This window comes from Paenibacillus agilis, assembly GCF_007786455.1.
GTDB classification, from domain to species: domain Bacteria; phylum Bacillota; class Bacilli; order Paenibacillales; family Paenibacillaceae; genus Paenibacillus_B; species Paenibacillus_B agilis.
In genome coordinates this window covers 1,065,211-1,089,576 of record NZ_VNJK01000001.1, presented here as the reverse complement: position 1 = coordinate 1,089,576, position 24,366 = coordinate 1,065,211, and the positions used below count along the sequence as shown (strand labels likewise).

Sequence of the window (24,366 nt, the reverse complement as noted above, 5' to 3'; positions counted from 1 at the left end):
CCTATGATGATTTTAAAAATCATCATAGGCATTTTGTGTTTGTTAACCAATAAATACGATTTAGAAATGCGCCGCACAACTACCAGAAAATCACTTATCTTTTTCCACAGGAAACCAACCTTCAAGCGATAAAATTAATTTCCATAGAGGGGTAGGTATACTTTTCTCTTTCTGAACGGATGTTTTTAACGTATGCGTAATAAGAGATTCATTGCCTGCATGTACTTTCTCCACCCACTGAGGATCAACAACTAGAGCCCGTCCGATTGCTACAAAGGGTACGTTCGCTTGCTCTAGCACTGCTAGCGCATCATCCGCTGTATGAATTGAACCTACTCCGATTAGCGGCACACGATTATTAATCCTTTCAGCTAAAAGTTCCATGCGTGAACTTTCACTCGTTACACCACGCCGTGGTTTTGCCCAAGCATCTGTTGACGCCAAATGTACATAATCGAGTTGATGTTCAATGAGTGCCTCCACTAGTCCAAACGTTTCTTTCATCGTGATACCAGGTGTTTCAGGCTCTTCCGGTGAAAAACGATAACCAACTAAAAATGGTTTTGTCGCATACTCTGCAATCACACGCTTCACTTCTTCAATGATCGCTAAAGAGAAGTTTAATCGCTTCGCTTCAGACCCACCCCAGTTATCCTGTCTGCGATTTGAATGCGGTGAAACAAATTGTTGAAGTAAATAGCCACTCGCACCGTGGAGCTCGATCCCATCAAAGCCAGCGATAATCGCACGTCTTGTTGCTTCTCCAAAATCATGGATGACTTGTAATACTTCTTCATGGGATAACGCTTTAGGTGCTTGGTCGATACTATAAAAACCACGATCAAGAAGTGGCGCTACATTACTAGCACTCAACGTTTCTTGATTTGGAACTAAACGAGGCACTGCAAGTCTTCCCCCATGGTAGAGCTGCACTACCGCTTTAGCGCCACCTTCTTGAATTACTTTTGCAAGTCGAGTAAGCCCGTCAATTGTCCCATCATGATCAATCGCCATTTGCCCATCAAAGCCTTTACCACTTTTTGATACATAAGCACAGGCTGTAATGACTGTTCCAACACCATTCGCACGCAAACGATAATAATCAAGTTCTTCTTCTGATACATAATCATGTTGATCTGCAGAAAAAGTGGTCATTGGAGCCATCATGAGTCGATTTCTAACCTGCACGCCACTATTAAATGTGAAATTCTGAAATAACCGTTCATATCTTTTACTCATGTTATCCTCCTTTAAAAAATCCCTCACGCTTTAACTGTTCCCAATGCACCCATTGACGCACCCATCATGATAGATAGTTTGCCGTGCATGATTTTATCCACCCGACTCATCCAGTCAATAGCATTGCCTAAAATGCCTTGAATTGTTGAGTTATATTCTGGTGTAACCCAAAGCACAGCGTCTGCTGCATTTACTCTTGGTTTGAAATCTATCACAGCTTGCGGTTAGTCCACTTGATTCTATAAAATCAATGACTGTATTTCGTGAGTAATGGCTTCGCTTCCCTTTGTTAGAAGTGCAACGAACCGCTTCATATTCGCGCGTGTAATAGCGTCCTTTGGTGCAGCAATAGCAACAGCAGCAATGACTTGTTCCTGCTTAAAAAGTGGTACTGCAATACATCGAATACCCACGATTCGTTCTTCATCGTCAAATGCGTAGCCCTGTTTCTCAATTACCTTCAAATGATGCATAAATAACTGCGGATCCTCAAACGTGTTTACAGTTGCCTTCTCAAAGGATAGCTTGTGCATCCATTTTTGCTGGGTGCTGAGTGGTAAATTAGCCAAAATGACTTTGCCAAGAGCTGACTGATGTAAACGTGAACGATTCCCAATCTCCTCTTGAGCCGGCATTGTAAAAGGGGCGTGCAATACTTGTGTCATCACAAGATTGGTCTCATCCATTTTTCCGATATACACACTGTGCCCAAGTTTTTTTGCCAGCTTATAAACAGACTTTAAAGATACCCAATCAAAATCTGCCCTTTTCTCAAAATGGCCACAAAACATCTTGTGATTCAGATGAAATTGGTTCTGAAATTTATACACATAATCCATTTCTTCCAATGTGGCTAGTAAACGGAATACCGTAGATTTGTTCAAATCAAGCGTATTTGTAATTTCAGTAAGTGTGAGCGCTTCTTGTTGTTTGATCAACTCTAGTATTTGCAAACCCTTTTTCAAAGTGGCTACTTCATATTGTCCCATCTCTTCCCCTCAGTCCTCGCCTATATTACTTTTATTAAAAATAAACTACAAAAAAACATGATCAAGTTTCAAATAATGAAACCGAAATTTTTCTCTATGTTAACTCACACACGTCCTTGGTATGTTTCTAGATTATTTCTATAAAAAATAAATTTACTATACTTTATATAGTATAATTAGTGTATGAATAGTGTGTCAAATTTTAACCCAAACGCTTATGTTGAGAAGTTATCATAGAAAAAAGACTATCTCTCAACGATCGTAAATGATCAAGAAATAGTCTTTTTTATACAAAAGTTATTAAGACCGCTGCACTTCTTGTTGCTTCTTTTCAAGCTCTTCCTGTCGTTTTCGTTTACTCTCCTCCATTGCCTTATTTCCTTCTAACATAAGTTGCTCATCTATCTTATTTTGCTCCTCAATACTCAAAGTGTTAGCAGAAAATAAAGTACTAGACTGTCGCTGTCTTAGTGAACTAACTTTCACTGTTAGCTTAAGAACTTACCAAGACAAACACACTCTTCACGATTTAAATATTTACCGTAATTGGTTATTCTCTGATATCCCTTATTTTCATAGAACGATATTGCTTTTTGATTTAGCAAACATTCTTTTTAGTTCAGCTGTGTTATTATCGATTGGACGGATTGCTCCACATCCTATAGGCTCTCCATCCTGGTTTCGGGCAATAACAAATATCGAACGCGGTACATATACATCTGCAAGATCAAAAGAATTCTTCCCGCTATCTCCAGTAATAGATTGTAATGTATCAGATAGTAAATCCATTAGTTCTTTTGCATCTTGAGATGTGGGGACTTCCGCCTGAACACCAATATAACTTTGCATTCAATCACCATTCCTTTTTTTTCTATTATTATGTAATAAACTATAAGACCGAGGGCTCAGATTAATGCAAAATTCTAAACGAAAAAAGGATTACCACTCTTAATAACAAGTAGCAACCCTCTTAAGTTTAGTAGTAGAAATTATAAATAACCTCGTGCTTTTAATATCTGCAAGTACTGAGTGAAATAAGGATTATCTACATGAACGTAGGAAGACGGTATTCCTTTTAAAATAGTAAGATCATGGACTATAGTCATACACATACCTTGGACCGTAAAGTTGGTAAGATTGTCACTATTATTGCTTTCCAATATTACTCGAATGAGTTGGCCAGATTGTATCTTTTCCCATTCGCTGTTGGCGCAAGTAATTGAGTGGGATTGTCTATATTCTTCTTGCATTGATTTTTCAATATCAGAGTATATGCGATTAAGGATATCCTGGTTATTAATGTCATAGCATTTGTATATTTGAGTGAAATTTACTTGAGGGTCTGCTTGTAATTCTTCCATTGAGGACTTTGAGATTTCAGTAGCATCATATCTGCTCCTTAAAAAATCATCAACTACATGGAGCTTATATTCTAGTGGGAATTGTTTTTCTAGAAACTTTTCGAGGAGTTGCTGCATGATTAATTACCACCCTAACATTGTAGTCTAGAAAAATGAATGCCACCAACGCGATTCCAAGTATAATAATGGTATCCAAATCCTAGACTTGGTCCATGGATTTCTGGTCCGACAGGATCTTTGCCTCCACCTGCAAGTTTTGCAACTTGAGCTGCTAAAGAAAATGTCCTTGACCATACCATACATCACTACCAACATTTCATTTGATTGGCTATCCACACGCCACAACTGCAAGCAAAAACATCAATAAATGTTTCTTCAAAGTCAAAACGCTTGTAAAAGGATTTTTTATAAATACAACCGCACCTCGTGTAATAATGAGCTTTATTTCTTAGATCTATATCTTTAATCTCTTCTCCTACCAACTTACGTACTAGAAGTTTATTTTCTTCTGTGAATGAGTCATTACGTAAATACTTCAATCTTAACATCATTGTAAAGGCACTCCCTTTGGTACTTCAGCAATAACTTATCCAGATCCTGGCTCATTTCAACCATCCTACCATCGGTCAATTCTAAACCACTTCTATATGCTTCATTTATTCGGAATCGTAACAATTCGATCTCTTCAAGCATTCTCATCAGTCCTTGCATAATAAACTATGTGGTGGACGAACCCCCTAATTCATCCACCACGCGTATCAAGGTCTCCCTGAACAGAATATATCTTTTGTTTCCAGCCGTTTTCTTCTAATGGAAAGTATGGAAACAAAAAACAAAAAGAGTAGACACTGAATTCAGTGTCTACTCTTCGCTGCGTAACTTCAAACAAAATATTTATATTTTATTTTGGTAGTACCTATCCATGAAAAAATAGCTTGTTCACTAGGTCTTAATCCAAGGAGTGCCGCCTCCAAATAACGTGATAGCATCGTCAAAATTAATTACTCCAACAGACAGCACAGTCAATACTAAAAGAATCGGAAATTTAGACATTATCTTTTTCACGCCAACCAATCCTTTCTAAATTTTTTTATTAATGATTTGCTTGTATACTTCATTGATTTTTCTGACAATTTCAATGCTTAAAAGTGAATGATCCTCAAGGATGCTCTCATTAATTAACATTACGCTACCCAAAGCTCGGTCATACAATCCTATTTTCATATACTCCAAAGCACTCTCCAAATAATAATCAAATGCCTTTTCTACATCTTGGCTTATTAAAGCATTTCCAGCCAGTTGATAGAAGTAAGCCATTCTAGCCTTTTTATCTGGAGTAGTATATTCGAGATTTAAGGAGTTTTTCATTTCTGCTTCGTATGTAAGCAAATCTCTTGCGGAAATAAGATCTGATTTGATTAAATATAAATCCATTAGCATTGTAACGACATATACAAAATTAAATGGAGAGGTCACTTTAAAATATTGTTCTAATTGCTCTATACCTAATTCAATTTTTCCAGATCTCCCATTTATACAACCCGTCATAAATTGAACGTTGTCTTTAACAAACGAAAACGAGTATTTTTTATATTCATCAAGAAAAATTTCACTTTTCGCAAAGTCATTCAAATAGTAATAACAGTTACAAATATTAAATGTAGCATGTGCACTGAACTCACTCTTATAAATATCTATATCAATTACAATCATACTAAAATCAATAGACTCATTGAACTTCAGAAGGGCATAAGCGTGATTTTCCAAACAATAATATAGCTTTATTTGTTCTTCCAAACTTAAAAAATCAACGTAGGCTAACACGTTTTTACCCGATTGATAGCTAGCCTCTAACTTGCTAAAATCATTTCTTTCAATTAAATAAACCTGATACATGCCTTTGGCAATATAAGTCATGACCCCATGACTACGCGAGTAATTTACTACTGTCTTAAATAATGAAAGTTTAATGGAAGTATCATTAACATTGTTTGCAGAGGTAAACATTTGCTCAATAGCGTCATAGCTATCTAAGTGAGGAAGTTCTAAATACTTTATAGCAATATCCGTGATGAGGAGTATAGAATTAGAAGTTGAAATCGCTTCTTGGAGTATATCTAGCATAGCATCTGAATTACGTTCCAAAGAGATATAAATCCCTATGTAATCATCATAAGATATATCCAATGCCTCTGCAAGCGATTTTATTGTCTTAAACTCAGGCTTTTTGACTTCTCCGTTTTCAATTTTGGAGATCGTGCTTTTGCGTATGTTCGCCTTCTCAGCTAACTTGTCCATTGTCAATTCTAAATTTGACCTACGGTGTCTGATCATGTCTGCAAAAGTAACAATCATCTCACTTTCACATCCTTTATCATTATAAACCAAATACTATAGTAGGAATTATGAGTGTCTAAGAAGGGAAGAAATCATAGATTTATACAACATCGTTTCGTGGGATTTCTCTATTAGAGCATTGAGGAAACCTTACTGAAAACTCAGTATAGCATAATTTTACCAGCAGTCAATACATATCAAGCCCTGCTATAGCCTCGCAAACGTGATGTAATCGATTTGGACAGGTTCTGCCGATTCGATCCGCAGTGCTCGGTTGATCTGTCCTCGATGATATTGCCCATGCAAGAGGACCTGCAAGAGGATGTCCCGGACGGACGTTCGGAACGGAGCCCCGCTCAGGTTCGCATAGTCGATCATCTCGTCCAATTTGGATTCCTTGAGCCCTTCGATATAGACGCGATATTGCTCGGCGTTTTCTTCGAACATCATCCGGATCGCGATCAGGTCTTCCGCTTCCTCCCACAACGAATATTGCTCGTTACCCATGCCCTGCAATCGGGACAGCCAAACTCGTTCCGCGACCGCAACGTGCCGAACCAGCTTCAGAAGGTCCTTGTTCTTCGTGTCACTCTCCTCGAGAGCGTCCAAGATGCGCCCGTCTGCCCAGTAAAGGTGATCCATCATGCATTTGATCGTCTTCATTTCGGTTTCCCTCTCTTCATCACATTGATTACTTGAATTTACTGTTATCCGTTAGTCTAATCATATAAATGAACTAAAACAACCTTCCCTTATTGTACACTTCATCCTTTTGATCTTGTACAAATATTGACAATATGAAGCAATCTATATACGCTGAATGTGGTCTTTACCCATTTACAAATTAAACCATCATATTAAAGGGGTTGCTGACATGAATACTGTGATCATTCGTTATTTGAAAGGCGCATTTGTCCTATTCTTTGCGGTCTTTGTTTCCCTCATTGCGTTCGGAAATATAACCGATTACAACACCAACTTCCAGTTCGTCAAACACGTATTAAGCATGGATACTACATTTGAAGGAAACACACTTATGTACCGCGCGATTACGAACCCTCTCTTCCATCATATCGGATATATTATCATTATTATCGCTGAAGTTGCAGCTGCCGTAACCGCTTGGATTGGCGGCGTTAAGCTGCTGAAACATGCAAAGAATGGCGGAGCAATTTATCAAAATTCGAAAAGTTGGGCGTATATTTCACTTGGTCTCGCTATTACCATCTGGTTTTTCGGGTTTACAACAGTAGGTGGTGAATGGTTTGCCATGTGGATGTCCTCACAATGGAACGGGTTAGAGGCTGCTGATCGTATCGTAAGTTATATTTTTGGTGTACTTATCTTCCTATCCCTTAAAAATGATGAGTAATACGTATTTATTATTCTGCGGCAAATAAATCAAACACCGTCATCCATCACTAGCCCCTCGTATGGGCTCATACTGGATACGGTGTTTTCCTTTTTTGAAGAGAGTTGATACTTACTATTATTCAACTTGCATCGCCTATCCATCGAGATTGTATTATGATTTCAAACTTGGGCTAAAAGGTTAAAGTACTTTCTAATGTCATCTGCTTATTTAGTAAGATTAATGGTTGTTATTCCTTATAACCTTGGAATTTGCATGAATGTTATAAGATCAGAGGGTAATAAAAAGTCGATAATGAAAGGATGAAGTGTATGACAGAAGCATTGAACATGCTGCAAGGAATATTGAAAGAACGCGGAGAGGCACGCATCAAAGGAATCGCTCACTTTATTGAGGAGCATATTGCACAACACTGGGAGGGAGTGCTTGTAAACAATGAGGAGAAACTGCAAAAAGCTTATAAAGAAGCTGGCGACGCAGCCTATGGTACGTATTTGAATCTGCTGTTTCTTCCGGTTCACCGTCAATTGAAAGAGGCTGGCATTACGCCTGAGCCTAGATTCCCAGGAGAGTTTGACATCTCAAGAGAATGGGGCAATGAGCAAGAAACACATCAGCAGCGCTGGATGTGGAGCACGGTTTATGGACCACAGGAAGAAGCGATCGGCACGATTGTTACGATCATTTATCATGACCATACCCAATATCGAGTGCCGCAACAGCCAGAAGTGTTAGCTTTAACGGAAGTCGGCAAAGAAGCAGTCGTTAATGCTTTGTCAGCTCACTCTCCACAATTTGCACAAGCACTAGAGTTTACGGTTGAGTACGAGCTTTATTTGAAAAGTCTCCAGTAGACTAGACGCAGGCTACACCATTCACCTCTATCTGGGCCAGTGAATATAGTAGGCAATCACCCACTTTAGAAAGGCGGGATATTGCCAATGTCCACTGACAACATGACGGCCGTACTCAGCTCTCCTTCGCTGAACTTAGCCTTTGACTTAAGAACAGCGCCATTTTACCAAAAGAATGCCCAAAACTTTATTCTCCAGCAATTCGCCAAGCAGCTGCCCGTAATGCAAAACTTAGGCTTGCTCGACATTTATTTGAGTAAAGGAAACAGTGTTGAAGCCCATTGGCATCCGAACGCAGCTGAACTTGTATACGTTATACAAGGAGAAGCAGTTGTCTCCGTACTTAATCCATTTACGTTGCAAGTACTTACCTATCGCGTAAAATCTCCCCAAACGGTATATATCCCGATGGGCTGGTGGCATTGGGAAATTGCGCTCACGGATCAAACACACTTGCTAGCTATTTTCGATAATAGCGCCGCGCAAACGGTATTCGGTTCCGATGTGCTGCGCAAGACGCCGCCAGAAGTGTTCCAGATCATCTACGGCGTAAATGCCGCTCAGCTTGCCGAAGTGCTTAAGCCGATCAATCAGACGGTCATTATCGGCCCGCCGGATCCAAATCATACGCAATGGCAGACCGGAGCACCCAGCCAATATAGCTAATATAGAATGGCTTCCAGAGCATAAATAGTCAGTTACTAGCTTGCTGCTACTGGTTTCTTCGCTATTCACCCAGCAATGCAAAATGCCACCCAATTGTGGGTGGCATTTGCACTAAGATGATTTTGACATGATGACGATGACTACATCCTCTTATGAAATAAGATTCTGCTGTACGTTGTACAATCTCGCATAGATACCATTTCTAACAAGCAGCTCCTCGTGCGTCCCTTGTTCCTCAATAACGCCATCTGCCAGAACGATAATTCTCTGTGCATGACGAATCGTGGACAATCGATGGGCAATAACAAGTGTCGTGCGACTATCGCTCAGCTTCTCCAGCGACTGCTGTACAGCCTTCTCGCTTTCATTATCCAATGCACTGGTTGCCTCATCAAAAATAAGAATCGGTGGATTTTTCAAAAATACACGTGCGATGCTTAATCGCTGCTTCTGTCCACCAGATAATTTAATACCGCGCTGACCAATGTCCGTCTCGTAGCCATTTGGCAGCTCCATAATAAAGTCATGGGCATTCGCTTTTACAGCTGCCGCAATTACTTCTTCCCTACTTGCATTCGGTCTGCCATATCGAATATTTTCAAATACCGTTCCCGGGAATAAATAAATATCTTGTTGAACAATACCTATATTCGTACGTAACGAATGCAAACGAATATTTCTAACATCAATTCCATCCAGATAAATTGTACCTTGGTTCGTCTCATAGAAACGAGGGATTAACGTACATAAAGTGGTTTTCCCTACACCTGAAGCGCCAACGATAGCTACATATTCGCCTGGCCGGACATCCAAGTTCACATTTTTCAATACATAGTCTTGATCTTCTTTATACGCAAAGCTCACATTGCTGAATGTCACTTTACCATGTACATGCCCAAGCTCGATAGCTCCTGCTGAATCTTGAATCTCTGGTTCGATCTCCAAAATGTCCATAAAACGATCGAATCCCGTAATACCTTCTTGATACAGCCTGGCGAAATTGACCCAACGCTTAATAGGGTCAATGAGAATACCTACGCAAAGAACAAAAGTTAGCAAATCAGCCAAGCTCATGGAAGCATCGACGATAGCCACACCGCCAAATACGACGACAGCAATCGTGATTAGCTCCGTAAACGCAAATAACCCTTCATGGAAATAAGCTTCACTTCGATAGCCTGCTCTTCTACTCTCGACGAATCGATCATTTTCATAAGCAAACTTTTTTGTCTCGATCGCTTCGTTCGCAAATGATTGAACGACACGGATGCCTGACAACGTATCCTCGACCTGTGCATTGATGTCCCCAATTCTGTCTTTGCTGCTGCGCAATGCAGCATTCATCTTCTGATTGAAATAGAACGCATAGATCGCCATAACAGGAAGAAAGAGAAAGACGATCAGGGCAAGCTTCGCATCAATATGGATCAAGATGAAGAAGACGCCAATAAAATTCATTAGCGAAATGGCGATATCCTCGGGACCGTGATGATACAGCTCAGAAAGTGAAAAAATATCATGCGTCGTCCGAGTCATCAGCTCGCCCGTCTTCTGCTCGTCGTAGAAACGAAACGATAATTTCTGTAGATGATCGAACATTTCACGGCGCATGTCGCTTTCCATTTTCGCCCCCATCATATGCCCCTGATAGGTAACCAGCATATTGCAAACGGTATGAATGGCAAGCAAACCAATCATAACTGCACCTATTGTGTAGATCTGATAAAGGACATCAGGCGGGTTATTCTCCAGTACTTGTGTCATGTATCTCACACATAAAGGAAGCGCGAGCGTAATCGCTGATACCATAAACGCACATGCCAAGTCCACGCTCAACAAGCCCAAATACGGCTTATAATAAGAAAAAAACTTTTTCGTTCGAGAATTCAATGTCTCTCCTCCATATAAGGTGGAGGGTTACATACGCACTGCCCTCCAACCGTGATTGTGGTGGGTTTGCTGTGTTTTTCTCATTAAGAAACACCCTTTCCGTAGTTTTGTAAGATTTTATCACAAACTCCTTTTCCAAAGATAGGCGTAAACTCCTCAAAAAATAAAAATCCTCGAGATCCATCAGTGCAGGAAATCGAGGTTTTGAAGTTAAGCTATTTTATATCATCATTAGCTATTTTCGTTCTTCAATGCTTCAACAATATTTTGTCCGTTTTGTTTTCTAGTCGCATAGAGTATGGTCAAACCTACAATAAAGAACACACCCACTACTGCTAAGATAATATCCACCCAAGGCAGCGTAAAATCAAATGAGAAATTACGGCTCAGAATCTTATAGATGAAATAGATTACACCTAAGCTAATAGGCAACCCGTAAAGCAGTGACTTCATGGCATAAAATAGTCCTTCAAAGCGTATCATCCGCTTCATGCTCTTTGGGGTCATCCCAACCGAAGTTAACATGGCAAACTCTCTTTTTCTTAGAGCCATGCCTGTTGAAATCGTATTAATTATAGTTGCCGTACATATAAGCCCTATGAGAATGACAAAGCCATATAAGAACACTGATATGACCGTAGCCCGATCCAACTCAGATTGCCGTAGCTCTATCAGATTGGTCGTATAGGCATTTATACTCGGATAACTATTTGTAATAGGCACTATTTCATTCTCCAAGTCAATAGACTGTTCGGTTGTAAATTGAACCTCGCTGTTCATATAGTTAGGTACATGTACATTACCCATCTGTTGAAGCATGTTGTCAAATCCATGCTCTGAAACAACAAGCGTTACAATAGAAGGATCTTCCTGGTAGTGATGCATAAATGGTGGACGTTTATCCGTAATAGATGCGATCTGGATGTTCCATTTCGCCTCCGATCCATCCTCATTGATACTGAAAGACAGGTCCGTTCCTTCGTTAACATTCAATTGGGTGATATCTGTAAAAATCCGTTTTTCTTTCACGGTGAACTGATTTACAAGTACTGCCGGAATGTTAGCACCTTCGAGTTTCTTATTATTTATACCTAAAGTTTTTAGATAGTTTGTAAAAGATGTGTCATCGAGCGAAACAATGTTTGCATTCAACGTGTAAGCACCCTCGTATGGTGCTAATCGCTTAGCAATGTCCATCGCAACTTGGTCTTCTTTAAGGTTTAGTGCTGTAGTAAATTTTTGAGTCTTTACTTTACTTGAAACATGTTTGACAGTCATCAGCTCGTTTGTTAATGTCTTCACTCCTGCCAAATCATCACCACTCACGTAGACGGATACATCATATGGGACTGGTGCTTGTGCCATGTTATAAGATTTGTCTAAATACAACGAAAATGAAGAGGCTGCTAAAAATAAAATGACACTGATAGCAAGAGAAAAGACAGTTGTACGATAGTGATGTTTGTTTCTCTTTATATTTTTCAATCCAAGCTCAGCTTCAAATCCAAACCATTTACGAGTCACTTTTGATGTGCGAACATCATTACTTTTCATTTCAATATCTTTGTTCTGTCTAATCGCGCTTATCGTAGTAATTCTAGATGCTCTTACGGCTGGCAGCCATGCTGAAATGAAAAGCGTTAAAATAGAAACTAGGATAACGGCAATGACGCTAAACGGTTCTATTACGATACGTATGGGTTCACTAACTGAAAACATTCTTTGGATAAACGGACTGAGCAGTTCGAAGGTTACACCAATACCTAATGAACCAAATAGCAATCCTACCGGGATAGCGAATATACCAATTACTGTGGCTTCAAAAAATACAGAAGCTCTCTTTTGCTGTTTGGTTGCCCCTACACTGGACAGCATCCCTAGTGCACGACTGCGCTCTGACAGCGAGATTGCGAACGCGTTATAGATTAGTGATATCGATCCGATCATAATAATCGTACCAATCGTAATAACGGCCATATACATGGTCGTAACAAACCTATCGTCATTCGAAATCCCGGAATAAAGCAGAAGGTTTCGATGATACTCGATTTTTACTCCGCTTGATTTCACTTGGTCTTTTACTCGATGTACGTTGCTGGCGATATTGTCACTAACCTTGTAGACGTCGGTCCCCCATTTTTTATAATCCTTATATTCAACGCTGACGGTGTACGGAGAACCTGCCTTCAAATGGTTCTTAGAAAGACCGCTGAATGCACGGTAAGCTGCTGCTGCATCATACTCTCGTGCAGGTGCTTGAACAATGCCAGTAATCGTATAGGTTTTGCTGTGTTCAGGCGTAAAAACTTCCTTTGAGTAGTAAGGATCTTGGCGGACTAATGGCATTTTAACGCCTTCTACAATCTCGCTGCGCTCACCAAACTCCAAAGTAATGACATCACCGACCTTCCATGGAACACCGGAGGTTTGCATAAATGGCTTGGAAATGACCAATTCATCTTCCGTTTTAGGCAAGCGGCCTTCGAGAGTGCTCACCGCTAGTAAATCGTGATTACTATGTTCCGTAACATATAAGTAGGGCTTTTTGCTGTTTTTAGAGTTTGCAAGCCGGGCAAAACCTAGCTCGTTTTCTATATCATACCCTTCAATCTCTGCCTTATTTGTAATACGGTCTACATCTTCCCCTGCAACATCAAGAAATGCAGCATTCCATTTGCCGCTAAAATGAATAGCTTCTCTTTGCATCATATCCATAAAAGAAGCCTTAATCGTAAACACGGCTGTAAGCATGGCGACCGAAATAACTGCCCCAATGATGGTAACAATCGTGCGGCTTTTATTATGTTTCATATAACGCATGGTGAGCTGATTGATGATATTCATCGTCGGATCACCTCGTCTTTGGAAATCATGCCATCCTGGATGGAAATAATCCGATCTGCTTGCAAAGCTATGTTTTCATCATGGGTAATAATAATAAGTGTTTGATTTCGCTCTTTGTGTAACTTTTTCAAAAGGCTTATAACATCAGCACTGTTTTTACTATCTAGGTTACCGGTTGGCTCATCTGCCAATACGATAGCTGGAGTGTTAATCAAGGCACGTCCGATGGAAACACGCTGCTGCTGGCCACCAGATAGCTGGTTAGGCAAATGCTTTAATCGTTGTTGAAGACCTAAAATCTCTACAATATTAGTTAGATTATCTTGATTTACTTCTCTACCATCCAATAGTAAAGGCAACGTGATATTTTCCTCCACATTAAGAACAGGAATCAGGTTAAAGAATTGATAGATAAGACCGATTTGCCTACGTCTAAAAATGGCCAGAGCCGTTTCATCCATTTCGTATATATCCGTATGATCAACAATCACCTTTCCAGATGTTGGCGTATCTACACCACCTAATATATGCAAGAGAGTAGATTTGCCTGATCCAGATGGACCAATAATCGCTACAAATTCCCCTTTTTGTACGGAAAAAGAAATATGGTTTAGTGCAGTAACGGCTGTCTCGCCGTCACCGTATGTTTTCGACAAGTTTTCTACTCGTAAAATCTCCATCTTGAACCTCCTAAGATTGGTTATTGTTACATTTAATTTACTTGGCTAAGATGTCTTGTCGGTGACATTCTATCTTACAATTTAGTCACTAAACCATTTGTTTGAAAAATTTGATGGTACACTTTGTGCCCACACCAAGCTGGCTTTCCATAAATATATCGGCACTTTGACTTTGCAAAATCGATTTAGACATCGCTAAGCCTATTCCAATACTGTCAGGACCAGAGTTTTTCCCTTTATAAAATCGTTCAAAAATGTACGGGGCATCTTCTGGACCAATTCCCTCACCACTGTCGGTAATAATCATTCGCGTATACAAAGGCGTCTCTTCACAAGAAATCGCAATCCTGCCTCCGGCCGGCGTATGCTCAATCCCATTTTTAATAACGTTCAAGATCGCTTCGACGGTCCAATTTTCATCTACAGTAACCATTAGATTGTGATCACAGGACATCGTAAGCTGTTGATCTTTTAATTCCATAGGAATAAGGAGCGGCTCTAATGCTCTATCTACTAATTTCTTGACAGATACAAGCTCCTTTTTGAACGTAACACTTTGCACATCAATTTTGGATAGCTTAAGCAATGAAGTCACAAGCCATTCAATGCGCTTCAATTGATTAAGTATGTTACCTACAAATTGTTCCCTTTTCTCTCGGGGAAGACTAGGATCGTTCAACAAATCTGCCATGACAAACATGGAGGTGAGAGGTGTTTTTAATTGATGCGAAATATTAGACAGCGTTTCGGCCAAATATAATTTATCCTTTTTCAAATGAACAGACAGTTCAGATAAAGTTAACGTGACTTTGTAAATATCATTTTTCAATATACTTAATTCGCCTTCTCTGTTGTCCCGTATATCCATAGTCGGTTGACCAGAATAAACAGAAGCCAAATAGTCAGATAACTTTTTGATGTCTCGAAAACGTTTAAGGGTAAATAGAAAGAAACATAAAAAGAGCAGGGATAGCGTAGCAAAGGCTACAACTCCTGCTTTCCAGTCCATCATCCAGATAACCGAAGTGCCAATGATAGATATAACTGCGCAACAAGTGAATAGTGCCCATATGCTCTTATTTTTAATCATGATTTCCACCCATACGATAGCCTAGTCCGCGCACGGTTTCGATGACTTTGGAATTTTGGTTACTATCCTCTAGCTTATCTCGCAATCGCTTAATGTAAACAGAAAGCGTATTGTCATTTATAAAGCTGCCATCCAAATCCCAAATACCTTCTAACAGCTGATTTCTGGTTAGAACTTGTCCTTTATTATTCATAAATGTCAACAGCAAGCGATATTCCAAAGCCGTTAACACTACTTCCTCTGTCCCTTTATACACTTTAGCCTGTTTTGTATTTACAACAATATTTCCAACCTTGACCACATCATTGGAAGCGTACGCCTTTGTATAATGCTTAAGTGCTGATTTCATTCTGCTAATCAGTTCACGAATACGAAATGGTTTGGTAATATAATCGTCTGCTCCCATATCTAATCCGCGAACCACGTTGATTTCATCATCGCATGCCGTTAGAAAAATAACAGGAGCTTCCTGATTATCTTTAATATATCCGCACACCTCATATCCACTACCATCTGGCAAGGTTAAATCAAGTAAATAAATATCAAAACGTTGTTGTCTGATTGTTTCCAATGCCATTTGCTTATTTTCACAAATGAATACTTCATAACCTTCACTGGTAAGCGAATAGTGCAATCCATCCGCAATCGTTTTGTCATCCTCAACTACTAGTACTTTCATTTTTTTGTTTCCTCCAATTGCATATAATCGGGTAATATTTCACTAATTATTTTTCTCATGGTATGTAATGAACATAAGTAAATCATAAATGAGATACGTATCGCAAACTATCATAATCTACTTTCCATGGTTAGACAAAGTCAGTCGAAATTGTCCGCTTTCCATAGACTTATTTACGTATCGACGCAAACGAATATTTCGAACGTAGATACCATTCAAATAAACTGTGCCTCTGCTCTATAGTTTGAGTCTGAACGAAAATAAAACAGCGTAATCTTGGACCAATAAAGTCCTGACTACGCTGTTTTTCTTTATACGGAGCAATCTATTATCTTTTGTTATTTTCACGGTGTTTCTGTTCTATGTTCAATTATGTGTAATACTTTTGGTTCAACAGCAGGTGAAATTCCACCTCCAACAAGCGTAAGACTGATCGTATGGCTATGGACGAGGACCTGGAAGAACGGAACATCTTCTCTATAAGAGTGTCTACCTTCGCCTTAACTTCTTTTTCTGTTAAAGAACCGACTGGCTTTGCCTGAGGCTCCCAATTCACTTGATCGATACGTTCAAAAATCCGGAATCTTCTCCATCGCTTGACCCGAAATCGCTGCACTTGGCGAATGACAAGACCGTGCAGCCAGAACTGGAAAGGACGGCTCGTATCATAGTTCGCAAGTGAGGTCTACATTTGCATATAGATCTCGTTCATAATATCTTCCCGCTCCTGCTGATGATCCACCAGAAAGGAGACGGTTCGATAAACATCCCATAAGGTGTTGGTTTCTTAGAACGTCATCGCTTGACCATGCCTTGCTAGATACTGTTCCTTCTCCTTATAGTCAGGCATGATGCTTCCCACACGCCGCCAGAAGGAACGATCATGATTCATATGATGCAAATGACATAATTCATGTATGACAACGTAATCAATCACTTCAAGAGGGGCCATAGCCAGTCGATAATTAAAAGTTAGCTTTTTATCTGAACTGCAAGTGCCCCATTTCGTTCTAGACTCCACGATTTCAAAAGATTTCGGCTTTACTTTCAAATCATTCTGATATATTTTAATCCGTTCCCCAATTATCTTCTTGCAGCTGGCGAAATAGAACTTCTTGAGCTTTAGCTTAAGCTCCTCTTCTGATAGTCCATCCGTCTCAATTAATTCATGGAGCAAATATTCTTTACCTAAATGAAGAAACTTGCCTTCATCATCATACTCCCTCGTGTTGGTCGTATCTTTATCAGCAGCAATTTTGCGCAAATTATCAGTGATCCACTTCCTATATTGTTCAATCGCGCTTCGTATCGTTTCTTCCGTCATATCCTTAGGCACTTTGATCGAAACACGCCCGAATGCATCCATATGAATCGTGCTTTTCTTTCTGCGCCCATATTGAACATGGACATTTATGATTTGATTATCTATTTCAACTTGCATATTCACCATCATCTCTATCTACTTTTATATGGAAAAGAAGGCTTACGATCCACGTTACTTTCGCAAGGCAATCATCCTAACTGCCATTTTACCATAACTGTAAAGATGGAAGCCCACGCTCGACTGCGTAAAATAATTTAACAATAATACCGCCAAAAAGTAAAAACTACGAGTAACCGTCTCTGCTTCACAAAAAAAGGCAGCCCGTAGGCTACCTTTTCCTTGCACATCCTAATTCCCTCTAGGACATACTTCCTTCTATAGTTGTGGACCCGCTGCGCGTATCGCCTCAGATGCATCACTGAACTTCTCGAAATTTTGCTGAAAACGCTGTGCAAGCTGCTTCGCTTGACGATCATAGTCTTCTTTATCCGCCCATACCTGTCTTGGATCAAGCAATTCACTAGGGACATGCGGGATTGTGTTAGGGATATGTGTACCAAATATCGGATGAGATGCAAACTGAGCATCCTCAATACTTCCATCAATAATGGCAGTAATCATAGCTCTTGTATACGCTAAATCCATTCGTTTACCAACGCCATACGGCCCACCGCTCCAGCCTGTATTGACGAGATAAACACGCGCGTTGTGCTTTGTAATTTTATCACCGAGCATTTCTGCATACACGCTTGGTCTTAACGGTAGAAATGGCCCGCCGAAGCATGCAGAGAACGTCGCTTCTGGCTCCGTAACGCCCCGCTCCGTTCCAGCCAACTTAGACGTGTAACCAGATAGGAAGTGATACATCGCCTGCTCCTTCGTCAACTTGGATACAGGAGGCAGCACCCCATACGCATCGGCTGTTAAGAAAATAATGACGTTCGGATGGCCCGCCACTCCTGGAATAACGGAATCATCGATGTAATCAATTGGGTATGCAGCACGTGTATTCTCAGTCAGTTCGTTGCTGCTGTAATCCGCTTCACCAGATACAGCATCGATCGATACATTTTCAAGCACCGAGCCAAATCGAATCGCATTCCAAATTTGCGGCTCTTTCTTCTCAGTCAGCCCAATGCACTTCGCATAACAGCCTCCCTCAAAATTAAAGACCCCGGAATCCGACCAACCATGCTCGTCATCTCCGATTAATCTACGCTCTGGATCTGCTGATAACGTCGTCTTTCCTGTCCCAGATAGTCCGAAGAACAAGGCAGTATCCCCAGCTTCGCCAACATTTGCCGAACAATGCATTGGCATAACGCCTTGAAACGGCAGCAAGTAATTTAACACACTAAAGATTGATTTTTTCATCTCACCCGCATAATGGGTTCCGCCGATGAGCACGATTTTCTTTGAAAAGGATACCGCGATAAAGGTTTCTGAATTGGTTCCATCTGTAATTGGATCCGCTTTCAAACCCGGCAATGCAATGACGGTAAATTCCGCATCATGTGTTTGTAATTCTTCTGCTGTAGGACGAATAAATAATTGATGAACGAATAGATTTTGCCATGCATATTCGTTGATTACTCGGATCGGTAAGCGATAGTCTTTATCTGCGCCTGCATAACCATCGAAAATATAAAGCTTCCGATATGCCATATAATCGATCGCTTTTTCATGCAGCAGATCAAATTGTTCAGGAGTAAGTGATTGATTCACGCCTCCCCATGCAATATGATTGATCGTTTGCTCTTCTTTTACGATGAATTTGTCCTTTGGAGAGCGGCCTGTAAATTTGCCTGTCTCAACTTGCAGCGCGCCTGCCGACGTAAGATGTCCTTCTCCATGAAGAAGCGCGGATTCTACTAGCTTCACAACTGGCAAATTTCTTTGCATCGTATCTACATCTAAATCAGCAAATTGCATGTTTGCCCTGCTATTCGCGGTCACGGTAATTCCTCCTATATTTGCCTCAGCTTCTTATTATTCAGCGTACATATTTACGGGTACATCGAGACTTCTATGCAATTGGCGGCACTCCGGTTGATCGCATACACCATAATAAACAACCATTCTGTTCGTATTCAACGTTTCTACTTGAGAGTTACAATGCTTGCAAATGATGACACCCATATTTACGTTCAAGTTGTTCATGGATTCGTTCATGCTTCATTCATCCTCCCTATACGTTAGGTTAGTTAACTTCATGCACCTGATTGCCTATCCAGGGTCTCTCCTTGTACACGTCTTCGTGCGGGTTATCAAAAACATGATGATAAAAGAACAACATTCAGCTACAGCGGATCGTAATCGTATAATACATTTTATATGCAGACTGTTGTGGAAATAATGTACATCATTTTTTAATGATGTGCAATATATAATGGTTTTTTGGTCATAAAGTTTTTTTATTGTATCTTTTTGTTTTTTTAATTACATAATGTTCATATTGTTCATGCTGATTCCGACAAAAAGAGACCTTCCATCGCAGAGCTTCCTTCCTCTAATCTGAAATGATATGCCTCTTGTGCATCGGTAACAATGAAACCGGTTGTTGTGCCATATCAAAAAGCCCCACTTATATGTATAAGTGAGGCTTTTATCTAACTCAGCTTTCGATAATATTAGGACATTTTCACCAAGCTGTAGTTTTTCTTTCCTTTACGGATGATGATAAAGCGTCCGCCAATAGCATGCTCTTCGGATACTTCCAAGCCTACATCGCTAACACGCTCTCCGTTCATGGAGATTGCACCGTTTGTAATATCTTCACGTGCTTGACGCTTAGACTTCACGATACCAAGATCAACAAGCCAGTCCACGATATTTTTCGCTTCCTTCGTCGCTTCGAACGTAGGCATTTCCTTGAAGCCTTGCTCGATCTCGTCAGCTGTCAATGACTTAATGTCGCCGCTGAACAAGGCAGCCGTAATACGCTTCGCTTGCTCCAACAACTCTTCGCTGTGTACAAAGCGGGTCATTTCTTCTGCAAGTGTAATTTGAGCTTCACGTTTATGAGGCTCCGTCTCAACCTTTTGAGCCAACTCATCAATGCGCTCTTTGGAAAGGAACGTGAAGTATTTCAAGTATTTCACAACGTCACGGTCATCTGTATTTGCCCAGAACTGATAGAACTCGAATGGAGTCGTTTTGTTCGGATCAAGCCAAATTGCGCCGCCAGCTGTTTTACCGAACTTCGTGCCGTCTGCTTTCAGCATCAATGGAATCGTAAGGCCGAATGCTTTTGCCTCAGAGCCTTCTTTTTTACGAATCAGATCAAGTCCGCTCGTAATGTTACCCCATTGATCAGAACCACCGATTTGCAATTGAACATCTTCATGCTGGTACAAATGCAAGTAGTCCAAAGACTGCAAAATTTGGTACGAAAATTCTGTAAAGGAAATACCGCTATCAAGACGGCTGGATACAACATCTTTAGCTAACATCGTATTGATGCTGAAGTTTTTACCGTAGTCACGCAAAAACTCAATAACATTGATTTTGTGAGTCCAGTCATAGTTATTTACCATGCGCATTTGATTGTCGCCCTCTGTTAGGAACAACTTCTTCAATTGTGCAGTAAGTGCATCTACGTTCGCTTGGATTTCGTCCAACGTTTGCAAAGAGCGCTCCGATTGACGACCGCTTGGGTCACCGATTGTGCCTGTAGCTCCACCAATTAGGATAACTGGACGATGACCAGCAAGCTGGAAACGTTTCAGTACCATAAATGGAATCAAGTGACCAATATGCATACTGTCGCCCGTTGGGTCTACACCACAGTAGAGCGAGATCGACTTCTCATTCGTAAGTTCTCTAAGACCTTCAGCGTCAGTTTGCTGGTTAATGGCGTCGCGCCATTCTAGTTCGTTGATAATATTCACAGCTATCCCACTCCTTCGAATTATAAACTTCCCTATTCGTTTGCTTCATGCGGCATAAAAAAAATCGCCCCTTGTCTATAAAAGACATAGGGACGATTGACCAACCGTGTTACCACCCAGATTGCACCCATGAACGATGCGCTGCCGCATACTATGGATACCACTCTCGGCGAGTTATCGTTCGCCATTCCGCTCAGCATTACCCGAGATACTCCAGAGTGTACTTCGCCTACTTAATGTGTACCGGGTTCCATCACCCCCCGGCTTTCTGAGACAGGGATTAAGTAGCTACTGCGCTCTTTCAACGTATATCGCATATAAGATTACAGACAGTATAGATAATTAAAATAGGGATGTCAACCGAGCGAGGACAAAACGTTAAGACCGTCTGCCAAATACACTAACAAATACACCAACATTTTCGTTTTCTATATAAGCACGTTTGTCACGATGAGAATCATTCATCAAATAGATGCACGATCCACTTATCAATCAGATGCCAGAGCCGTTCATTAATTAGCTGCTGATTCTCCGTTCCGTTATTTCCAATGCAATTTTTTCTGCATTAAGCCATACATTATCTGCTCCTGCATGGCCCGCCACTACTTGAAGCTATTGTATGTCATTGATTAGTGGTGCTTTGTTTAATAGTGCTTTCACTAACGGTCGCCATTGACGTTATTTCAATGAAATAGTACAGATTAGAATTTTAACGGTTGTGAGAGTGCCTATATGGACAATAATAGTGCATTATATCGCTCAAACTGGCAAATAAGCTCTCTGACGCCCTTTATATTTCAAAATGAGTAAATGTACGCTGAATAGCCTCTGTGGCAACCGTTACGAGCCAATTGAGCCCGTAATATATGCTCGATACGATTGTTTTGCTCTAGGTGATGGCGAACGATTTGACCTCATACAGCATCCTTGGCGGTAGCTGAAACACAACGTTGAAGCATACTTGTAACAACTGAGTCTAGTATGATACATTCTAAATATAATTTTATTTGTCGGTATGAAGCACATACCGCTTTGATCGCATCGCTACCACTCTATGGAGCTAGCCCATGCGTCAAAGCGGTTTTTCTATACCCTTTTTGAGATACAGGTTAGCATTTCTATTAAAATACCAAATTGCAACCGATCAATATGTGCTAGGAATTAGTATTGCCGGATAATACGAACAAGTAATTCACTTTCGATACGAGAGGAAGATTCCATTTGTTTGAAGATGTATATGAGCTCTGGCTCACTGACCAAATCGAACAAGAAAACAACCCACGGAGAAAAGAGCTGCTGCAGCAAGGCTTAGGTCATGGAACGGTAGAGTTTTTGCGCTCAATCTGGTTCCCTGCGGTTGGCAATCTGAATGACCTATATCCTGAATATGAAGTTCGCGATTATAGCAACGGTTATCGTTATTTGGACCTAGCATACCTGCCTAAGGGTGCAAAAGGATGCATTGAAATTCACGGCTATCGTTCACATGCGAGAGATATTGAAGTAAGGCGATTTAAAGATTTGTGCATGAAGCAAGCATTGCTTGCACTTGATGACTGGCTGTTCCTTCCGATTGCTTATTTGTCCATCAAAGATGACCCCGGAGTATGTAAACAATTAATTCTCTCTTTTGTAGGAAAATTTTTAGCTGCTACCGTTCCTTCTGATTTGACATGGTCGGAGGCAGAAACGTTGCGATTTGCTCGCAGAACCTTGACTCCGTTTACTCCGAAAGAGCTTGGAATCCATCTACAACTGTCAGAACATCGCACTAGAGTCGTACTTCGTTCACTACTGCATAAGAACTTACTAGCTGTCGCAAGCGGAAATCAGCGATACCGATCGTATCGTTTGATGGTAAAGGAATAATCTTTTTACATTGTAAATTGATAAGCTTTGCACTGCATCAATGCAAATGCAATAACGCTGCTGCGAAATTATACTGAAGTACTTTGACTCTTCAGCACTGCAGTAAACACTGTAGTAGCTAACGGTCGTAGCGGACGTTATTTTAACGAAATAACCCACATTTGAAACCTAACGGATGTAGCAGAGCTTATTTTCACATAAACAGTGAAAAAGAACGCATATATCGATGAATAAGCTCATCAGCAACCGTTAAAATTCATTTTCTATAAAAATGAGCAAAATAACGGCGGTGACGACCGTTAGAACTATTCGATGGTGCTTCGCTATACAAAATGCTTGCTCACGCACATCAGTTAGCCTATTATTAACCAAAAAGATCCAAAGGCACTATGGATTAATTGTGGATTAATGAGACGAACTGGAGGCTGACATAACGTGGAACTACCATCATTAGAAATTCTTCTGCTTTTAATTGCCACAGGCTTCATTGCTGCCTTTGTGGACTCCGTTGTCGGAGGCGGAGGGCTGATTACGGTACCTGCACTGCTTGCGATGGGTTTGCCACCACAGCTTGTATTAGGTACGAATAAGCTTGCCAGCACGATGTCCTCGCTGACGAGTACAGCATCGTTTTTACTATCTGGAAAAATTGAATTCAAACTTGTCGCGAAATTATTCCCGCTCTCGTTTGTTGGTGCTATATTAGGCACACTCTGTGTCAATGCAATTCCTTCTGAATTTCTGAAGCCACTCGTCGTCATCATGTTGATTGCGGTAACTATCTATACATTAATGAAGAAAAATTGGGGCGCAGCTTCTACATACAAGGGCTTAACGACAAAGAAGGTCATTCTCTTAATTGTTGCTGCAACAGGGATTGGATTTTACGATGGATTTTTCGGGCCTGGAACAGGTTCCTTCCTTATATTTGTCTTCTTGCTTCTGGGCTTCGATTTTGTTCGTGCCTCTGGCAATGCAAAAGTACTAAATTTTGGCTCTAACCTAGCATCATTTATTGCCTTTGCCATGCTCGGCTCCATCTCTTATGGATATGGCATACCGATGGGACTTTCGATGATTGTTGGTGCACTTGTAGGTTCTCGTGTAGCTATTAAACGTGGAGCAACATACGTAAAACCTCTTTTTATCGGAATAACGATTCTGCTGATAGGAAAGCAAGTGTGGGATTTATTAATAAAGTGATGGCAATCATTAGGATGGGAATTAGGAATGCAGATGCAGCGCAACGCTGGTCTAAATATGAATAATATGAATATACACC

At 40.5% G+C, this 24,366-nt stretch carries 22 protein-coding genes, 2 pseudogenes and 1 other annotated feature; of the genes and pseudogenes, 5 read left to right on the top strand and 19 right to left on the bottom strand.

Translation table 11 applies throughout. The annotated features are described in order from the left end of the window. Positions 1 to 90 precede the first annotated feature (90 nt). The 9 genes and pseudogenes from FPZ44_RS04710 to FPZ44_RS04675 all read right to left on the bottom strand — a co-directional run bounded on the left by FPZ44_RS04710 (position 91) and on the right by FPZ44_RS04675 (position 6,589). Positions 91 to 1,239 (bottom strand): NADH-dependent flavin oxidoreductase, encoded by a 1,149-nt coding sequence (locus FPZ44_RS04710; protein ID WP_144987871.1) that lies wholly within the window; start codon positions 1,237 to 1,239, stop codon positions 91 to 93. A 26-nt stretch (positions 1,240 to 1,265) separates the two neighbouring features. Continuing rightward, positions 1,266 to 1,463 (bottom strand): annotated as a pseudogene (locus FPZ44_RS04705) (NADPH-dependent FMN reductase); the annotation flags it as partial. Positions 1,464 to 1,478: 15 nt separating this feature from the next. Further along, positions 1,479 to 2,228 carry an IclR family transcriptional regulator gene (locus tag FPZ44_RS04700; RefSeq protein ID WP_144987867.1) on the bottom strand — a complete coding sequence of 250 codons (750 nt, stop codon included), beginning with the start codon at positions 2,226 to 2,228 and terminating at the stop codon, positions 1,479 to 1,481. Positions 2,229 to 2,801: 573 nt separating this feature from the next. Then, positions 2,802 to 3,077 (bottom strand): GNAT family N-acetyltransferase, encoded by a 276-nt coding sequence (locus tag FPZ44_RS04695; protein WP_222429793.1) that lies wholly within the window; start codon positions 3,075 to 3,077, stop codon positions 2,802 to 2,804. Positions 3,078 to 3,217: 140 nt separating this feature from the next. Continuing rightward, a complete protein-coding gene (locus FPZ44_RS04690; protein WP_144987865.1) occupies positions 3,218 to 3,706 on the bottom strand; it encodes a hypothetical protein in 489 nt (162 codons plus the stop codon). Positions 3,707 to 3,894: 188 nt separating this feature from the next. Next, the gene (locus tag FPZ44_RS26350; protein ID WP_186786108.1) at positions 3,895 to 4,140 is read right to left on the bottom strand and encodes a hypothetical protein; all 246 of its coding nucleotides are present in this window, start codon (positions 4,138 to 4,140) and stop codon (positions 3,895 to 3,897) included. Further along, positions 4,112 to 4,282 (bottom strand): aspartyl-phosphate phosphatase Spo0E family protein, encoded by a 171-nt coding sequence (locus tag FPZ44_RS27075; RefSeq protein WP_186785913.1) that lies wholly within the window; start codon positions 4,280 to 4,282, stop codon positions 4,112 to 4,114. The genes FPZ44_RS26350 and FPZ44_RS27075 overlap by 29 nt, the downstream gene beginning before the upstream one ends. Positions 4,283 to 4,669: 387 nt before the next feature. Then, positions 4,670 to 5,944 (bottom strand): helix-turn-helix domain-containing protein, encoded by a 1,275-nt coding sequence (locus FPZ44_RS04680; RefSeq protein ID WP_144987861.1) that lies wholly within the window; start codon positions 5,942 to 5,944, stop codon positions 4,670 to 4,672. 189 nt (positions 5,945 to 6,133) lie between these two features. Continuing rightward, positions 6,134 to 6,589: a DinB family protein gene (locus FPZ44_RS04675; RefSeq protein ID WP_144987859.1), complete on the bottom strand. Its 456-nt coding sequence runs from the start codon at positions 6,587 to 6,589 to the stop codon at positions 6,134 to 6,136. Positions 6,590 to 6,800: 211 nt separating this feature from the next. Here FPZ44_RS04675 and FPZ44_RS04670 point away from each other — a divergent pair, with 211 nt between their 5' ends. The 3 genes from FPZ44_RS04670 to FPZ44_RS04660 all read left to right on the top strand — a co-directional run bounded on the left by FPZ44_RS04670 (position 6,801) and on the right by FPZ44_RS04660 (position 8,818). Then, positions 6,801 to 7,298 (top strand): DUF2165 family protein, encoded by a 498-nt coding sequence (locus FPZ44_RS04670; protein WP_261378201.1) that lies wholly within the window; start codon positions 6,801 to 6,803, stop codon positions 7,296 to 7,298. A 311-nt stretch (positions 7,299 to 7,609) separates the two neighbouring features. Beyond that, positions 7,610 to 8,152, top strand: a complete 543-nt coding sequence (locus FPZ44_RS04665) for a DUF6022 family protein (RefSeq protein WP_261378200.1) — start codon at positions 7,610 to 7,612, stop codon at positions 8,150 to 8,152. Positions 8,153 to 8,239: 87 nt separating this feature from the next. Continuing rightward, positions 8,240 to 8,818 carry a cupin domain-containing protein gene (locus FPZ44_RS04660; RefSeq protein ID WP_144987857.1) on the top strand — a complete coding sequence of 193 codons (579 nt, stop codon included), beginning with the start codon at positions 8,240 to 8,242 and terminating at the stop codon, positions 8,816 to 8,818. A 150-nt stretch (positions 8,819 to 8,968) separates the two neighbouring features. On the opposite strand, the gene FPZ44_RS04655 is transcribed toward FPZ44_RS04660, so the two are convergent. The 10 genes and pseudogenes from FPZ44_RS04655 to tyrS form a co-directional block, all read right to left on the bottom strand. Then, complete coding sequence (locus FPZ44_RS04655; protein ID WP_144987855.1) at positions 8,969 to 10,708, bottom strand: ABC transporter ATP-binding protein; 1,740 nt, start codon at positions 10,706 to 10,708, stop codon at positions 8,969 to 8,971. 231 nt (positions 10,709 to 10,939) lie between these two features. Then, on the bottom strand, positions 10,940 to 13,552 hold the full coding sequence (locus tag FPZ44_RS04650) for an ABC transporter permease (protein WP_144987853.1): 2,613 nt from the start codon (positions 13,550 to 13,552) through the stop codon (positions 10,940 to 10,942). Next, the gene (locus FPZ44_RS04645; protein WP_144987851.1) at positions 13,549 to 14,232 is read right to left on the bottom strand and encodes an ABC transporter ATP-binding protein; all 684 of its coding nucleotides are present in this window, start codon (positions 14,230 to 14,232) and stop codon (positions 13,549 to 13,551) included. Before FPZ44_RS04645 ends, FPZ44_RS04650 begins: the two co-directional genes overlap by 4 nt. 88 nt (positions 14,233 to 14,320) lie before the next feature. Further along, complete coding sequence (locus FPZ44_RS04640; protein ID WP_144987849.1) at positions 14,321 to 15,322, bottom strand: sensor histidine kinase; 1,002 nt, start codon at positions 15,320 to 15,322, stop codon at positions 14,321 to 14,323. Beyond that, on the bottom strand, positions 15,315 to 16,001 hold the full coding sequence (locus tag FPZ44_RS04635) for a response regulator transcription factor (protein WP_144987847.1): 687 nt from the start codon (positions 15,999 to 16,001) through the stop codon (positions 15,315 to 15,317). The genes FPZ44_RS04640 and FPZ44_RS04635 overlap by 8 nt, the downstream gene beginning before the upstream one ends. A 562-nt stretch (positions 16,002 to 16,563) precedes the next feature. Then, positions 16,564 to 16,779 (bottom strand): annotated as a pseudogene (locus tag FPZ44_RS26750) (sigma factor); the annotation flags it as partial. A 9-nt stretch (positions 16,780 to 16,788) separates the two neighbouring features. Further along, positions 16,789 to 17,454 (bottom strand): M48 family metallopeptidase, encoded by a 666-nt coding sequence (locus tag FPZ44_RS04625; RefSeq protein ID WP_418789125.1) that lies wholly within the window; start codon positions 17,452 to 17,454, stop codon positions 16,789 to 16,791. A gap of 246 nt (positions 17,455 to 17,700) precedes the next feature. Then, positions 17,701 to 19,257, bottom strand: a complete 1,557-nt coding sequence (pckA, locus tag FPZ44_RS04620) for a phosphoenolpyruvate carboxykinase (ATP) (RefSeq protein ID WP_144991676.1) — start codon at positions 19,255 to 19,257, stop codon at positions 17,701 to 17,703. A gap of 57 nt (positions 19,258 to 19,314) precedes the next feature. After that, positions 19,315 to 19,497 (bottom strand): GapA-binding peptide SR1P, encoded by a 183-nt coding sequence (locus FPZ44_RS04615; RefSeq protein WP_144987845.1) that lies wholly within the window; start codon positions 19,495 to 19,497, stop codon positions 19,315 to 19,317. A 458-nt stretch (positions 19,498 to 19,955) separates the two neighbouring features. Further along, positions 19,956 to 21,215 (bottom strand): tyrosine--tRNA ligase, encoded by a 1,260-nt coding sequence (tyrS, locus tag FPZ44_RS04610; protein ID WP_144987843.1) that lies wholly within the window; start codon positions 21,213 to 21,215, stop codon positions 19,956 to 19,958. Positions 21,216 to 21,300: 85 nt separating this feature from the next. Continuing rightward, positions 21,301 to 21,529 (bottom strand) — a binding site (T-box leader). Positions 21,530 to 22,436: 907 nt separating this feature from the next. On the opposite strand from tyrS, the gene FPZ44_RS04605 reads away from it, so the two are divergent. Together FPZ44_RS04605 and FPZ44_RS04600 are read left to right on the top strand one after the other, a co-directional pair. Next, a complete protein-coding gene (locus tag FPZ44_RS04605) occupies positions 22,437 to 23,084 on the top strand; it encodes a transcriptional regulator (RefSeq protein ID WP_144987841.1) in 648 nt (215 codons plus the stop codon). A gap of 435 nt (positions 23,085 to 23,519) precedes the next feature. Further along, entirely contained in the window at positions 23,520 to 24,287 is a 768-nt protein-coding gene (locus FPZ44_RS04600; protein WP_144987839.1) for a sulfite exporter TauE/SafE family protein, read from the top strand. Positions 24,288 to 24,366 lie beyond the last annotated feature (79 nt).

What these genes read in the sequence shown, in the direction of transcription:
- FPZ44_RS04640 (WP_144987849.1), bottom strand. Translation starts at nt 15,322, where the DNA reads ATGATTAAAAATAAGAGCATATGGGCACTATTCACTTGTTGCGCAGTT.
- pckA (WP_144991676.1), bottom strand. Translation starts at nt 19,257, where the DNA reads ATGCAATTTGCTGATTTAGATGTAGATACGATGCAAAGAAATTTGCCA.
- FPZ44_RS04695 (WP_222429793.1), bottom strand. Translation starts at nt 3,077, where the DNA reads ATGCAAAGTTATATTGGTGTTCAGGCGGAAGTCCCCACATCTCAAGAT.
- FPZ44_RS04710 (WP_144987871.1), bottom strand. Translation starts at nt 1,239, where the DNA reads ATGAGTAAAAGATATGAACGGTTATTTCAGAATTTCACATTTAATAGT.
- FPZ44_RS27075 (WP_186785913.1), bottom strand. Translation starts at nt 4,282, where the DNA reads ATGCTTGAAGAGATCGAATTGTTACGATTCCGAATAAATGAAGCATAT.
- FPZ44_RS04650 (WP_144987853.1), bottom strand. Translation starts at nt 13,552, where the DNA reads ATGAATATCATCAATCAGCTCACCATGCGTTATATGAAACATAATAAA.
- FPZ44_RS04670 (WP_261378201.1), top strand. Translation starts at nt 6,801, where the DNA reads ATGAATACTGTGATCATTCGTTATTTGAAAGGCGCATTTGTCCTATTC.
- FPZ44_RS04690 (WP_144987865.1), bottom strand. Translation starts at nt 3,706, where the DNA reads ATGCAGCAACTCCTCGAAAAGTTTCTAGAAAAACAATTCCCACTAGAA.
- FPZ44_RS04660 (WP_144987857.1), top strand. Translation starts at nt 8,240, where the DNA reads ATGTCCACTGACAACATGACGGCCGTACTCAGCTCTCCTTCGCTGAAC.
- FPZ44_RS04680 (WP_144987861.1), bottom strand. Translation starts at nt 5,944, where the DNA reads ATGATTGTTACTTTTGCAGACATGATCAGACACCGTAGGTCAAATTTA.
- FPZ44_RS04625 (WP_418789125.1), bottom strand. Translation starts at nt 17,454, where the DNA reads ATGATGGTGAATATGCAAGTTGAAATAGATAATCAAATCATAAATGTC.
- FPZ44_RS04665 (WP_261378200.1), top strand. Translation starts at nt 7,610, where the DNA reads ATGACAGAAGCATTGAACATGCTGCAAGGAATATTGAAAGAACGCGGA.
- FPZ44_RS04615 (WP_144987845.1), bottom strand. Translation starts at nt 19,497, where the DNA reads ATGAACGAATCCATGAACAACTTGAACGTAAATATGGGTGTCATCATT.
- FPZ44_RS04675 (WP_144987859.1), bottom strand. Translation starts at nt 6,589, where the DNA reads ATGAAGACGATCAAATGCATGATGGATCACCTTTACTGGGCAGACGGG.
- FPZ44_RS04645 (WP_144987851.1), bottom strand. Translation starts at nt 14,232, where the DNA reads ATGGAGATTTTACGAGTAGAAAACTTGTCGAAAACATACGGTGACGGC.
- FPZ44_RS26350 (WP_186786108.1), bottom strand. Translation starts at nt 4,140, where the DNA reads ATGATGTTAAGATTGAAGTATTTACGTAATGACTCATTCACAGAAGAA.
- FPZ44_RS04635 (WP_144987847.1), bottom strand. Translation starts at nt 16,001, where the DNA reads ATGAAAGTACTAGTAGTTGAGGATGACAAAACGATTGCGGATGGATTG.
- FPZ44_RS04700 (WP_144987867.1), bottom strand. Translation starts at nt 2,228, where the DNA reads ATGGGACAATATGAAGTAGCCACTTTGAAAAAGGGTTTGCAAATACTA.